Source organism: Halomonas halophila (assembly GCF_030406665.1).
GTDB lineage: Bacteria > Pseudomonadota > Gammaproteobacteria > Pseudomonadales > Halomonadaceae > Halomonas > Halomonas halophila.
Genome location: NZ_CP129121.1, coordinates 2846357 through 2860173 on the forward strand (window position 1 = coordinate 2846357; position 13817 = coordinate 2860173).

The 13817-nt window shown below is 68.9% G+C and carries 12 protein-coding genes; 9 read left to right on the forward strand and 3 right to left on the reverse strand.

Annotated elements, in window-relative coordinates:
- The first annotated feature begins 45 nt into the window (after window positions 1-45).
- From ccoG to fnr, 7 genes are all read left to right on the forward strand, one after another.
- On the forward strand, window positions 46-1461 hold the full coding sequence (gene ccoG / locus QWG60_RS13425; protein WP_146910281.1) for a cytochrome c oxidase accessory protein CcoG: 1416 nt from the start codon (window positions 46-48) through the stop codon (window positions 1459-1461).
- A complete protein-coding gene (locus tag QWG60_RS13430; RefSeq protein ID WP_146910283.1) occupies window positions 1461-1973 on the forward strand; it encodes a FixH family protein in 513 nt (170 codons plus the stop codon). The genes ccoG and QWG60_RS13430 overlap by 1 nt, the downstream gene beginning before the upstream one ends.
- 8 nt (window positions 1974-1981) lie before the next feature.
- Window positions 1982-4450: a heavy metal translocating P-type ATPase gene (locus QWG60_RS13435; protein ID WP_146910285.1), complete on the forward strand. Its 2469-nt coding sequence runs from the start codon at window positions 1982-1984 to the stop codon at window positions 4448-4450.
- On the forward strand, window positions 4447-4689 hold the full coding sequence (ccoS, locus tag QWG60_RS13440) for a cbb3-type cytochrome oxidase assembly protein CcoS (protein WP_046078229.1): 243 nt from the start codon (window positions 4447-4449) through the stop codon (window positions 4687-4689). Before QWG60_RS13435 ends, ccoS begins: the two co-directional genes overlap by 4 nt.
- Window positions 4686-5408: a sulfite exporter TauE/SafE family protein gene (locus tag QWG60_RS13445; protein ID WP_046078230.1), complete on the forward strand. Its 723-nt coding sequence runs from the start codon at window positions 4686-4688 to the stop codon at window positions 5406-5408. The genes ccoS and QWG60_RS13445 overlap by 4 nt, the downstream gene beginning before the upstream one ends.
- Before the next feature lie 88 nt (window positions 5409-5496).
- The gene (locus QWG60_RS13450; protein WP_146910287.1) at window positions 5497-6465 is read left to right on the forward strand and encodes an oxygen-independent coproporphyrinogen III oxidase; all 969 of its coding nucleotides are present in this window, start codon (window positions 5497-5499) and stop codon (window positions 6463-6465) included.
- A 69-nt stretch (window positions 6466-6534) separates the two neighbouring features.
- Complete coding sequence (gene fnr / locus QWG60_RS13455; RefSeq protein WP_052052526.1) at window positions 6535-7278, forward strand: fumarate/nitrate reduction transcriptional regulator Fnr; 744 nt, start codon at window positions 6535-6537, stop codon at window positions 7276-7278.
- Window positions 7279-7581: 303 nt separating this feature from the next.
- On the opposite strand, the gene ttcA is transcribed toward fnr, so the two are convergent.
- From ttcA to QWG60_RS13470, 3 genes are all read right to left on the reverse strand, one after another.
- Window positions 7582-8493, reverse strand: a complete 912-nt coding sequence (gene ttcA / locus QWG60_RS13460) for a tRNA 2-thiocytidine(32) synthetase TtcA (protein ID WP_146909945.1) — start codon at window positions 8491-8493, stop codon at window positions 7582-7584.
- Between the two features lie 86 nt (window positions 8494-8579).
- Window positions 8580-9200, reverse strand: coding sequence for a 3'-5' exonuclease family protein (locus QWG60_RS13465; RefSeq protein ID WP_046078234.1), 621 nt, complete (start codon window positions 9198-9200; stop codon window positions 8580-8582).
- A 41-nt stretch (window positions 9201-9241) separates the two neighbouring features.
- The gene (locus QWG60_RS13470; RefSeq protein WP_046078235.1) at window positions 9242-11068 is read right to left on the reverse strand and encodes a putative nucleotidyltransferase substrate binding domain-containing protein; all 1827 of its coding nucleotides are present in this window, start codon (window positions 11066-11068) and stop codon (window positions 9242-9244) included.
- Between the two features lie 609 nt (window positions 11069-11677).
- Here QWG60_RS13470 and QWG60_RS13475 point away from each other — a divergent pair.
- Complete coding sequence (locus QWG60_RS13475; protein ID WP_046078236.1) at window positions 11678-11938, forward strand: DUF4212 domain-containing protein; 261 nt, start codon at window positions 11678-11680, stop codon at window positions 11936-11938.
- 6 nt (window positions 11939-11944) lie between these two features.
- Window positions 11945-13738, forward strand: a complete 1794-nt coding sequence (locus tag QWG60_RS13480) for a sodium:solute symporter family protein (protein WP_035597485.1) — start codon at window positions 11945-11947, stop codon at window positions 13736-13738.
- Window positions 13739-13817: the final 79 nt, after the last annotated feature.

Genomic DNA, 13817 nt, shown 5'->3' on the forward strand with positions numbered 1-13817 from the left:
CCCGCCGCCGCCATCGATGCACAGGCCGCCTGTCGAGAGCCCGCCATGAGCGACAAGATTCCCCACCGCGACATCACCGACGCCGGCGACACCGTCAGCCAGGCGATGTACGCCCGCCGCCGGCACCTCTACGTGCGCGAGATCAAGGGCGTCTTCCAGCGCCTGCGGCGCAGCGCCAACTGGGCGCTGATGCTGGCCTACTTCCTGATCCCGTGGATGCCCTGGGGCGACCGCCCGGCGGTGTGGTTCGACCTGCCCGACCGCGAGTTCCACATCTTCGCCGCCACCTTCTATCCCCAGGAGTTCATGCTGCTCTCCTGGCTGCTGATCATCTGCGCCTTCGGGCTGTTCTTCATCACCGTGTTCGCCGGCCGCGTCTGGTGCGGCTACACCTGCCCACAGAGCGTCTGGACCTTCCTGTTCATCTGGGTGGAACATCGCACCGAAGGGCCGCGCAACCGTCGCATCCGGCTCGACCGGCACGGCTGGAGCGCCGACAAGCTGCGCCGCAAGCTCGCCAAGCACGCCATCTGGCTGGTCATCGCCGCCGCCACCGGCCTGACCTTCGTCGGCTACTTCACGCCGATCCGCGACCTGGTGATGGAGCTCCCGACCCTCGAGGCCCACGGCTGGTCCTACTTCTGGGTCGGCTTCTTCACCCTGTTCACCTACCTCAACGCCGGCTGGCTGCGCGAGCAGGTGTGCATCTACATGTGCCCCTACGCCCGCTTCCAGTCGGTGATGTTCGACGCCAACACCCTGATCGTCTCCTACGACGCCGCCCGGGGCGAACCGCGCGGCCCGCGCAGGAAGCGCCTCAGCCACGACGAGGCTCGGGAAGCCGGCCACGGCGACTGCATCGACTGCGAGCTGTGCGTGCAGGTCTGCCCCACCGGCATCGACATCCGCGACGGCTTGCAGTACGAATGCATCACCTGCGCGGCCTGCATCGACGCCTGCGACAACGTCATGGACCGCATGGGCTATCCCCGCGGGCTGATCCGCTACACCACCGAGAACGCCCTCGAGGGCAAGCCGTCGCATCTGCTGCGTCCGCGCCTGCTCGGCTACCTGGCCGTGCTGCTGGTGATGATCGGCCTGTTCGCCTGGACGGTCAGCGACCGCATCCCGCTGGGCTTCGAGGTGGAGCGCGGCCGCCAGCAGCTGTTTCAGATGACCGACGACGGCAGAATCCGTAACGTCTATACCCTGACGGTGCGCAACCTGGACCGCGAGGACCACGCCTACCGGCTCGCCGCCACGGGCCTGGAGGGGCTGACCCTCGACACCCGACGCGTCAGCGTGCCCGCCGGCGAGTCGCGCCGGCTGGTGGTGGAAGTCACCGCCCCGCCCGACGCCCTCCAGCGCCCCAGTCACGAGATCCGGCTGCGCCTGGAAGCCGTCGACGCCCCCGACATCGCCCTCGAGCGCGACGGCCGCTTCATAGGAGATACCCGCTGATGACGGCAGAACAACCGCCCATCGCCCCTTGGTACAAGCAGTTCTGGCCCTGGTTCATGATCGGCCTGCTGGGGGCCTCGGTCAGCTTCAGCCTGGTCTACCTGGCCCTCTCGATCCACTACTTCGACGGCACCGTGGCGGAGGACTATTACAAGGAAGGCCTGGCCATCAACGAGCAGATCGCCAAGCAGGAACAGGCCCGCACGCTGGGGCTCTCGGCTGCCCTGAACGCCGACCCGGCCACCGGCGACCTGGTGGTCGACCTGACCGGGGAGTCGCGCCCGGAGCGGCTGACCCTCAAGCTGATCTTTCCCACCGAAAGCGAGCGCGACCGGCGGCTGACGCTCGAGCACGTGCGCGCCGGCCGCTACGTCACCATGCTCGAGACGCCCCTGCGCCACCGCTGGTACCTGCACCTGGAACCCGGCGACGGCAGCGAGCCCGCCTGGCGCCTCACCGGCGAAGCCCGCTTCCCCGCCAAGGCCGAGATCGTCCTGGCGCCCGGAGACTGAGCGGCACCATGACCGCGACCACCGCCACCGCGCCCGTCGAGCGCGCCGCCTGCTATCACTGCGGCGCCCGGGTTCCACAGGACGCCCCCTGGACGATCACCCTCGACGACGCCGAACACCCGCTGTGCTGCCCCGGCTGCGAGGCGGTGGCCCACGCCATCGTCGACGGCGGCCTGGCCGGCTACTACCGCTTCCGAAGCGAGCTGCCGACACGGCCCGACGAGCGCCGGACCGCCCAGGCCGAGACCTGGGCACTGTTCGACGATCCGGGCCTGCAGCGGCGCTTCGTGCATGCCGACGATGAGGGCGTGCATGCCACCCTGGCGGTGGAGGGCATCACCTGCGCCGCCTGCGCCTGGCTGATCGAGCATCGCCTCAACGCCCTCGACGGCGTCAGCGCCAGCGCCGTCGATCTCACCCACCACCGCGTCCGCGTCGCCTGGGACCCGCAGCGCATCGCCTTCTCGCGGCTGCTCGCCGAACTGGCCGCCATCGGCTACCCGGCCCAGCCCTATGAGCCCGACGAGGCCCAACGACGCCTGCAGCGCGAGGAACGCCGCCAGGTGGGCCGGCTGATCGTCGCCGGGGTCGGCATGATGCAGGTGGCGATGTTCTCGATCCCCTTCTACGTGGCCGGCGACGGCGGCCTGGGCGCCGACTTCGATACCCTCTTCCACTGGCTGGCCTTCGCCCTGACCACGCCGGTGGTGCTCTACTCGGCCCAGCCGTTCTTCGCCGGAGCGCGGCGCGACCTGCGCAACCGACAGCTGGGCATGGACGTGCCGGTGTCGCTGGCCATCGCCGGCGCCTACCTCGCCAGCACCTGGGCGCTGCTCGTCGGCCATGGCGACGTCTACTTCGACTCCGCGGCCATGTTCACCTTCTTCCTGCTGTTCGGCCGTTTCCTGGAGGTGCGCGCCCGGCGGCGCAGCGGGCGCCGCGGCAACGCCCTGACCGAGATCCTGCCGCTGTCGGCGATCCGCCTCGGCGAGCACGGCGAGGAGCGCCTCCTGCCCGCCAGCGAACTGGTCGCGGGCGACCGGGTGCTGGTCAGGCCCGGCCACGGCGTGCCCGCCGACGGCGTGATCGAACAGGGCGCCTCCAGCCTCGACGAATCGATGCTCACCGGCGAGGCGCTGCCGGTGGCGCGCGGCGTGGGCGATACCGTGACCGGCGGCAGCCACAACGTCGAAAGCCCGCTGACGGTGCGGGTGACCCATGCCGGACGGGATGCCCGAGCGGCGCGGCTGCTCGACCTCACCGACCGCGCCTTCGCCGAACGCCCGCCCATCGCGCGCCGGGCGGCCCGGCTGGCCCATCACTTCGTGATCCAGGTGCTGCTGATCGCCGCCGCCACCGGATGGGTCTGGTCATTCGTCGACCCCGAGCGGGCCTTCTGGGTGACCCTCTCGGTGCTGGTGGTCAGCTGCCCCTGCGCCCTGGCGCTGGCCACGCCCACCGCCCTGACCGCCGCCCACGGCAGGCTCTATCGCCGCGGCGTGCTGCTGACCCGTGCCGACGCTCTGGAGACCCTGCCGCGCCTCGACCGGATGATCTTCGACAAGACCGGCACCCTGACCCAAGGCGAGATGCGGCTGGAGCGCACCGTGCCGCTGGCGGAACACGACCCCGAGCGTCTCACCGCGCTGGCCGCGGCCCTGGAGGCCCATTCCGAGCATCCCATCGCCCGCGCCTTTCGCCCCCATCGCCGCGCCGGCATCAGTGCCCGCGACGTCACCGCCCGCCCCGGCCTGGGCCTCGCCGGCGAGATCGACGGCCGTCCCTGGCGGCTCGGCCGGCCCGACTTCGCGGCCCCGGACCGAGTGCCGACGAATCCGGACAGCGGTGCCGAGATCGGCCACTGGCTGCTGCTGGCCGAGGACGGCGAGCCACGGGCCTGGTTCGCCCTGGGCGACCAGCCTCGGGAAGATGCCGCCACCACCGTCGCCGCCCTGGCGGCGCGAGGCATCGCGGTGGAACTGCTGTCCGGCGACGCCGAGGGGCCCACCCGGGCGCTGGCCGAGCGACTGGGCATCGCCGAGTGGCGCGCCGGCGCGAGCCCCGAGGACAAGCTCGCTCGGCTGCGCGACTGCCAGGCCGAGGGCCAGCGGGTGGCCATGGTCGGCGACGGCATCAACGACATCCCGGTGCTGGCCGGCGCCGACATCGCCTTCGCCATGAACGCGGCCACCGACCTGGCCCGCACCCGGGCCGACGCCGTGCTGCTCGGCCCCCATCTCGGGCGGCTGGTCGAAGCGCTCGACGTCGGCCGCGCCACGCGGCGCATCATCCGCCAGAACCTGGGCTGGGCGCTGGCCTACAACCTGCTGGCCCTGCCCCCGGCGGCGCTGGGCTGGGTGCCCCCCTGGCTGGCGGCGCTGGGCATGTCGGCGAGTTCGCTGGTGGTGGTCGCCAATGCCCTGAGGCTGGCCCGCCAGCGGCGCGCCGAGAATACCCTCGCCCGGGAGGCATCATGAGCATTCTCTACCTGCTGATACCGCTGTCGCTGATCCTGCTCGGCCTGGCCGTCTGGGCCTTCTTCTGGGCCGTGCGCCACGACCAGTTCGAGGACCTGGAAGGCCCGGCGCATCGCATCCTGTTCGACGATGACGACCCGCCGCAAGGGCCAGGCCCAGCGCACGATGCGGGCGAGCCGAACGCCGCCCACGACCGTGACCGAACCCGGGACAAGGACAGCGACAAGGACGCCCGATGAACCCCACCGGACTCGACCTGCCACCGCTGGCCGCGGCCTTCGTCTTCGGCCTGCTCGGCGGCGCCCACTGCATCGGCATGTGCGGCGGCATCATGAGCGCCCTGAGTTTCGCCGTGCCGCCCAGCCTGCGCCATCCGGTCCGGCTCGGCGGCCTGCTGCTGGGCTACAACCTGGGGCGCATCGCCAGCTACGTGCTCGCGGGCGCCCTGGCCGCCGGGCTCGGCACCCTGGTCGGGCTGGCCCCCGGGGTGCGCCTGGCGCTGCAGGTGCTGGCCGCGACGATGCTGATCCTGATGGCGCTCTACATCGCCGACTGGTGGAAGGGGCTGTTGAGGCTGGAGGCCCTCGGCAAGCGCCTGTGGCGCCGCCTGGAGCCCCTCGGACGGCGACTGATGCCGGTCGTGACGGTGCCCCAGGCGATGGCCCTGGGCGCCGTCTGGGGCTGGCTGCCCTGCGGACTGGTCTACTCGATGCTGACCTGGAGCCTGGCCAGCGCCGATCCGCTGCGCGGCGCGGCGCTGATGGGCGCCTTCGGACTCGGCACCCTGCCGGCGCTGCTGGCCACCGGCCTGGCCGCGCGTCGGCTGGGCGGCCTGATCCGCCACCCGGCCACCCGCACCCTGGCGGCACTGACGATCATCGGCTTCGCCCTGTGGCAGCTGTGGGGGCTGTGGCCGGGCGCGATGCCCCACGAGGCCGGCCACGCCGGGCAGCACTGAACCGCTTTCGCCGTCGCGCTTGACCCAGCGCAACACCGCCCGCTTCCGCGACCGCTAGCCTGATGGCATGCACTCCCGGAATCCTGCCATGCCCGTCACCGCTCCTTCCGACTTCGGCGCCGACGACTACGCCGCGGCGCTGGCCGCCAGCAACGCCGACGCCCGTCCCCTGTCGCTGCATCTGCGCCTGCCGCTGCGCCACGATGGCGACGCGCGCGTCGATCACACCAAGGGCATGGACCCGTTCGAAGTCGACCTGGCCCGACTGGATCGCGAGATGGTGCTGGTGCGACGCTGCCTCGCCCCCGATCGACGGCTCGAGGCCCTGCACTGGGGCGGCAGCCTGCCCCCCTGGCTGAGCCTGTCGCGGATGAGCGGGCTGGTCGATCGGCTGGCCTCGCGCTTTCCCTTCGAATCGGGACATTGGCGCGACTTCACCGTCGAACTCGATCCCCGTGCCACGGATCTTCTCACCCTGCGCCATCTGGAGGCACTGGGCTTCAACCGCCTGAAGCTGGTCATGCGCCTGCCGAGGGCCGACCGCCCGGAAGCCCTGACGCGGCTGCAGTCACGCATCGAGCCGCTGCTCGACGAGAGCGTCCGCATGGGCTGGCACTCGCTGAACCTGGTGCTGATCGTGCCGCCGGCGACGCCCGAGCAGGAGGCCGCCGCGGCGCTCGCCACGCTGATGGCCATGACGCCGCCACGCCTCTCGCTGCGCCCGGACCCCGCCTGGCAGGAAGGCGAGTCGACGCTGCCGGCGACACTGCTGGCTCGGATCGAGGACCGCCTGGCCGGAAACGGCTATCGGTCGCTGGGAGGCGGGTTCTACGCCCGCCACGGCGCCGCGCTGGAGGACGCCCGGGCGCAGACGCGACGCGAGCAGGCCCGCGACCGGCTGGGGCTTGGCCCCGGTGCCATCTCGCGGCTGCCCGACGCCGTGGCCTGCAACGCCGGCTCGGCCGAGGACTATGCCGCGGCGCTGGATGAGGGGCGACTGGCCACCGCATCGGGGCACTGGTCGCGCTGCCGCCGTTCGGGCGCGGGACACGGCTAAGGGATGCTATGCCCGGGCGGGTGCTATCCGCCATAATGGGGAAGGCAAGCCCCGATCAAGGAGGACAGCATGCCCGATATCGCAGCCGGCAGGCGCCGCTCACTGCTGCACGAGACCCGCTGCCGGACCTGCAGCCTGAGTTCCCTGTGCCTGCCCCTGGCCCTCGAACTCGAGGACATCGATCAGTTCGATGCCATCATCCGCCGCCGTCCGCCGCTCAAGAAGGGCGAGTCGCTTTTCCGTCAGGGCAGCCCCTTCACCAGCGTCTATGCGGTTCGCTCCGGCAGCCTCAAGCAGATCACCAGCGAAGGCGGCGGCATGGATCAGCTGACCAACTTCTATCTGCCCAGCGAACTGGTGGGGCTGGACGGCATCGACGAGTCGACCTATCCCGGCTCGGTCATCGCGCTCGAGACCACCACCGTGTGCGAGATCCCCTTCGATCGCCTGGATGCCCTGTCGGAAAGCCTGCCGGAGCTGCGCGCCCAGCTCTACCGCAGCATGAGCAAGGAAATGCGCGACGACCGCCGCATGATGCGCCTGCTGTCGCGCAAGACCGCCGACCAGCGGCTGGCCACCTTCTTCGCCAGCCTCTCCGACCGCTTCCGGCGCCGCGGCTACTCCGCCTACAGCTTCCGGCTCTCCATGTCCCGGGCCGACATCGGCAACTACCTGGGGCTGGCCGTGGAAACCGTCAGCCGCATCCTGGGCCGCTTCCAGCAGCAGGGCCTGGTGGCCGTCTCCGGCCGCGAGGTGAACATCCTCGACCTGGACGCCCTGGCCGAGCTGGCCGAGGAAGAGGGCTGCCGCTGACAGCGCCAAGCGCCAAGCGCCAAGCGCCAAGCGCCAAGCGCCAAGCGCCAAGCGCCAAGCGCCAAGCGCCAAGCGCCAAGCGCCAAGCGCCAAGCGCCAAGCGCCAAGCGCCAAGCGCCAAGCGCCAAGCGCCAAGCGCCAAGCGCCAAGCGCCAAGCGCCAAGCGCGGCAGGATGATGTCATGGCCATTCCTGACGTCAACGAAGAAACCCACAGGACTCGACGTCCCGTGGGTTTCTCATTGGCTTCCTCGACATCTGCCGCCCGTTACTGAGCAGCCGGGCGCTTGCCGCTAGGCGCTACTCACTCGTTATGCAGATCGATGCGGTCGGCCTGCATCTTCGCCTGCTTGTCCTCCAGCCCGGCGAAGTCGAACAGCTCGCGGTCGGCCAGCTGCGAGGGGGCGACGTTGGTGACCGCCTTGAACATGCTTTCCAGACGGCCGGGATGCTTGGCCTCCCACTCGGCGAGCATCTCCTTGACCACCTGACGCTGCAGGTTCGGCTGCGAGCCGCACAGGTTGCAGGGGATGATCGGGAAGGCCATGCGCTCCGAGAACTCGGCAATGTCGGCCTCGCGGCAGTAGGCCAGCGGGCGGATGACGATGTTCTTGCCGTCGTCGGAGAGCAGCTTGGGCGGCATCGACTTGAGGCTGCCGCCGAAGAACATGTTGAGGAACAGCGTCTCGAGGATGTCCTCGCGATGATGACCGAGCGCGATCTTGGTGGCACCGATCTCCTCGGCATAGCCATAGAGGGAGCCGCGGCGCAGCCGCGAGCACAGCGCGCAGGTGGTCTTGCCTTCCGGGGTCTTCTCCTTGACCACCGAGTAGGTGTCGCGCTCGAGGATATGGTAATCGACGCCGAGCCCGTCCAGGTACTCGGGCAGCACATGCTCGGGGAAGCCGGGCTGCTTCTGGTCGAGGTTCACCACCACCAGCGAGAAGTTCACCGGCGCGTTGCGCTGCAGATTCCGCAGGATCTCCAGCATGGTGTAGCTGTCCTTGCCGCCGGACAGGCACACCATCACCTTGTCGCCCTCGCGGATCATGTCGAAGTCGATGATGGCGTTGCCGACCTGGCGCCGCAGACGCTTCTGCAGCTTGTTGAACTCGCGCTTGGCCTTGGCGTCGGGCGCCTCGGCGGACAGGGTCGACGGCTCGGCCGAAGCGGCCTCATCGGCGGGACGGGGATCGAAGGTCACGGCATCTTGCATGGTCGGGGCGCTGCCAGGGCAATCGGGGAAAGGGAAAGGGCGCCTATCCTACCACCCTGCCGCCAGGCTGGCGACGTGGCGCGCGTTCAGCCGCTGCGGCGCTCGAGCAGCGCGTCGCGGTCCAGCCGCAGGTGCATCAGGGCCGTGGTCACGGCGGTGCCCAGCACGCTGTGGCGCCCCATCAGCGGCACCTCGAGCTGCGCGGCGACCCGCTCGAAGGCCGGTGCCACCTCGAGCCGCGAATGATGATGGTAACGCTGGTAACGCTGGACCAGGTCGATGCCGGCATTGGGCAGGTCGAAGCCGAATCGGGCGCGCAGCGGGCGGTTCAGCAACGCCAGGTCGCGATCCAGCCGCCAGCCGACCAGCGGGCGATTGCCGACGAAGTCGAGCAGCCGCGCCAGGGCCTGGTCGAGCGTCACGCCGTCGTCGAGATCGATGCCGCGCAGGCCGTGACGCCGCAGCACCTCGGCGTCCACGCCTTCCGGGCGCGTCAGCCGCAGCTCCAGCGACTCGCTGGTCAGCACCCGATCGCCGCGCAGGCGCACCGCGGCGATCGCCAGCGGCTCGGCGCTGCGCACGTCGCCGCCGGTCGACTGCACGGCCAGCGCCACCAGCTCCTCCCCCGTATAGGGGCGGAACAGCCAGCCATACTGGCCATGGGCGTGGCGGTGGCGGTCGACCAGGCGGCGCAGGGTCTTGAGCATGTCGATGTCCTTGTCGTGTCGAGAGGCGGCGGCCGGCCACCTCAGGTGTATTCGAGGTGATAACGATGGGAAATCCGCTGCTTGAAGTCCTTGACGATGTGCAGCGCCTCGCGCAGCAGGTCACGCTCCAGCGACGACAGCGACTGGACCACGACCCGGTCTGGCTCGCCGCTCTCGTCGCCGCCGTCGCCCTCCAGCCGCGCCAGCTGCTGCTCGAGGCGCAGCTGGGTGAACAGCGACAGCGCCTCCCCCAGGTCTTCGGCGAAGCGCTCCTCGAGCCGCCCGTCGGCGGCCAGGGCATCGAGGCGATCCAGGGTGCCGGTGGCGAGGATGCCGCGCTCCAGCGCCATGACCCGCACGCCATGCACGATGGGAAAGATGCCGCCCTTCTTGATGTCGATGCCGTGCTGGGGCTTCTTCAGCGAGCCGAACAGGGTCAGCGGCGTGGAGAAGCGCATCACCGGCCGGGCGAAGTAGGAGAGCAGCAGCTCGTCACGGGAGGCCGCCTCGAACAGCGTCTCCCTCACCCGCTCGAGCAGTGCCGGATTGCCGGCCACCGCATGAGCGTCGAGCATGATCGCCAGCTTCATCAGGCTGTCGCCGTCGCGGGCCTCGACCCAGCGCGCGATGCGCGCCTTCCACTGGCGCTCGGTGCCCACCCAGTCCGGGTTGGAGACCATGATGTTGCCGGGGCAGCGCGGGTAGCCGAGCGAGACCAGGGTCTCGGTGAACTCGGCCATGCGCTCCATGCAGTCCGGCCACGCCAGGTCGTCGTCGAGGATCAGGCCGTTGTCCTGGTCGGTCTTGAGCATCTGCTCGCCGCGCCCCTCGCTGCCCATCACCATCAGGCAGCTGTCGCGCCTCAGGGACTCGGGCATCGAGAAGTCCCAGGCCTTGTGGATGATGCGACCGTTGAGCGCGGCCAGCAGCCCCATGGCGAAGCGCAGCTTCACGCCCTGGGCCATCAGCGCACCGGCGAGCTCGGCGGTACGGCGGCTGGCGGAGGCCAACTGCTTCAGGTCGCCGGCCTGCTCGACCTGCAGGCTGACCACGTGGCTGCGGCTGGAGAAGTAGCTGAGCACGTCGGTCAGCTCCACCACGCCCACCGGCGCCTCGTCCTCGACGATCACCACCCGCTCGATGCGCCGGCGGGTCATCAGCACCAGCACCTCGAACAGGTACTGATCGGGCCGGGCGGTGATCAGCTCCTCCCCGGCCAGCGACGACAGCGGTGTCTCCTGGCCGAGCCCCTCGAGCACCAGGGCGTCGAGCAGGTCGGTCTTGGTGACCATGCCCGGCCCGGCCTCGCCCTGCACCAGCAGGCTGTCGACCGCCTCGTCATGCAGCAGACGCACCGCCTCGGCGATGGTGGTCTCGCCGCCCAGGCAGCGCGGCGGGCGCATGCAGTCCTGGGCCCGCGCCAGCATGAAGCCGGCCATGGTCACCCCGCCGGCCGCGCGCTGCTCGGTCAGCAGCCGCGCCTTGTCGGCGAGACGCTGGCGGAAGAAGGCATCGAAGGCCGGATAGGCGTCGCACAGCTCGAGAAACAGCGCCCGGGGCAGCAGGTAGCACAGCGATTCCTGCTCGGCACGGAAGCGATAGCGACTCTGGCCATTGAGAATGCTGATGGCACCGAACAGATCGCCGCCGGTGTAGTGGCCGATGCGCTGGCGCTCGCCGGGCTGGGTGGTGTCCAGCTCGGCGACCTCGCCCTTGTGGATGAGGAAGACGTTCTCGCCGGGCTGCCCCGCCTCGAGGATGATCTCGTCGCAATCGAAGTAGGCCAGGTCGAGACCGCCGCGCACGCGCTCCCGCCCGGCCTCGTCGAGCAGGCTGAAGGGGGCGTGGGAGAGATCGACATCGACCATGGAAGCGGGTCCTCGTGCCGGGAATCGCCGCCCCGGATCGCGCACCGAACGGGGCATGGGCCACGCGCGAGACGAAGAACCGGGGACAGCAGGGCTCGGGTCCAGAGTAGCAACCCCCTCTCGCGACCAGAATCTAGACCATGGTGTTAGGTATTCCGCCGCAGGCCGACCCGACGAATCTCGGCTTTATACCAAAGTCATAGCCCACGACCGTGACCTCATGCGTCATGACGTTATGCCGAGATCGGATGCCGAGTCATCATTCGGACACGGGGATAGACGATCGTCCAACCTTTGCCGCCTCCTCTCGAGTCAAATCCTTCCAGAAGGTTCGTAATATATTGATTTACAACAAACTTACGATCACTAATTGAATCGTTTTACGCTCATGATACGAAAGTCTGCGATGTTTTTTCCGGCGTTGTTGACCAGCATTGACGATGATCATCGGGTGATGCCATCCCGCCGAGATGCGACCCCTCTTCGACGGTCACTTCATCATCCGGCACGCCGCCGCGGTCCGCTCGCCGGACACCGGGAAGGCCACGCGGCGACCCATGAATGCTGTGAGCAACTTCCCGACCCCAACAACAAGTGGAGAGCAATATCATGGCTGAAGAGACCCCCAATGCCGAGGCCTACTGGAAGGCCAACCTTAGATTGATTACCGGCTGTCTGGTCGTCTGGGCAGCCGTCTCCTATGGCGCGGCCATCCTGCTTCGACCGCTGCTGGCGGGCATTGCCGTGGGCGGCACCGACCTGGGCTTCTGGTTCGCCCAGCAGGGTTCCATCCTGACCTTCATCGGCCTGATCTTCTTCTATGCCTGGAAGATGAACCGGCTGGACAAGCAATTCGGGCTCGGGGAGTAACTCAGCATGAGTCAATTTGCCATCAACGTCCTGTTCGTCGGCGCCTCCTTCGCCCTCTACATCGGCATCGCCATCTGGGCCAAGGCCGGGTCGACCAAGGACTTCTACGTTGCCGGCGGCGGGGTGCATCCGATCACCAACGGCATGGCCATCGGCGCCGACTGGATGTCCGCAGCCTCCTTCATCTCCATGGCCGGCCTGATCGCCGCCGGCGGTTACGCCAACTCCACCTTCCTGATGGGCTGGACCGGCGGCTACGTGCTGCTGGCCATGCTGCTGGCCCCCTACCTGCGCAAGTTCGGCAAGTTCACGGTGCCGGAATTCATCGGTGATCGCTTCTACAGCAAGCAGGCGCGCATGGTCGCGGTGGTCTGCCTGATCGTGGCCTCGGTGACCTACGTCATCGGCCAGATGGCCGGCGCCGGCGTGGCCTTCTCGCGCTTCCTGGAAGTCGACGCCACCACCGGCCTGATCATCGCCGCCGTGGTGATCTTCTTCTACTCGGTGCTGGGCGGCATGAAGGGCATCACCTACACCCAGGTGGCCCAGTACATCGTGCTGATCATCGCCTACACCATCCCGGCGGTGTTCATCTCGCTGGAGCTGACCGGCAACCCGATCCCGGCGCTGGGCCTGTTCTCCGAACACAGCGAATCCGGCATGCCGCTGCTGGCCAAGCTCAACGAGGTGATCACCGAACTCGGCTTCAACGAGTACACCGCGGACGTGGACAACAAGCTGAACATGGTGCTGTTCACCCTGTCGCTGATGATCGGTACCGCCGGCCTGCCCCACGTCATCATCCGTTTCTTCACCGTGCCCAAGGTGGCCGACGCACGCTGGTCCGCCGGCTGGGCCCTGGTGTTCATCGGCCTGCTGTACCTGACCGCCCCGGCCGTGGCCTCCATGGCACGCCTCAACATCGCGACCACCGTCTATCCCGACATGGCCGGCCAGGTCGAGAACGTCGAGGATGCCACCGCCAACCCGATCCTCTACGAGGAGCGCCCGGGATGGATCCGCACCTGGGAAGAGACCGGCCTGATCCAGTATGAGGACAAGAACGACGACGGCCGCATCCAGCTCTACAACGACACCGAGGCCTTCGCGCCGACCGCCGAACAGCGCGGCTGGGAAGGCAACGAGCTGTCGGTCAACAACGACATCCTGGTGCTGGCCAACCCCGAGATCGCCAATCTGCCGGGCTGGGTCATCGGCCTGATCGCCGCCGGCGGTCTCGCGGCCGCACTGTCGACCGCCGCCGGCCTGCTGCTGGCCATCTCCTCGGCGATCAGCCACGACCTGATCAAGGGGGCCATCAATCCGCGCATCACCGAGAAGGGCGAGCTGATGGCAGCCAGGATCTCGATGTCGGTGGCGATCGTGGTGGCGACCTACCTGGGCGCCAACCCCCCGGGCTTCGCCGCCCAGGTGGTGGCCCTGGCCTTCGGTATCGCCGCGGCCTCGCTGTTCCCGGCGCTGATGATGGGGATCTTCTCCAAGCGGGTGAACAATCACGGCGCCATCGCCGGCATGGTCACCGGTCTGGTCTTCACCCTAGTCTACATCTTCGTCTACAAGGGCTGGTTCTTCATTCCGGGCACCAACAACCTGGCGGACACCCCGGAGAACTGGGTGATGGGCATCTCGCCGCTGTCCATCGGCGCGGTCGGTGCGATCATCAACTTCGCCGTGGCCTTCACCGTCTCCAAGGCGACCGCCGAGCCGCCCCAGGAGATCCAGGACCTGGTCGAGAGCGTGCGCTATCCCAAGGGTGCTGGCACCGCCGTCGACCACTGAGTCATAATCCTTCCGGCGCCCACGGGGCGCCGGCCCACTCTTCCATGTCGGGCTTCCTTCGGGAAGCCCGACGCGTATC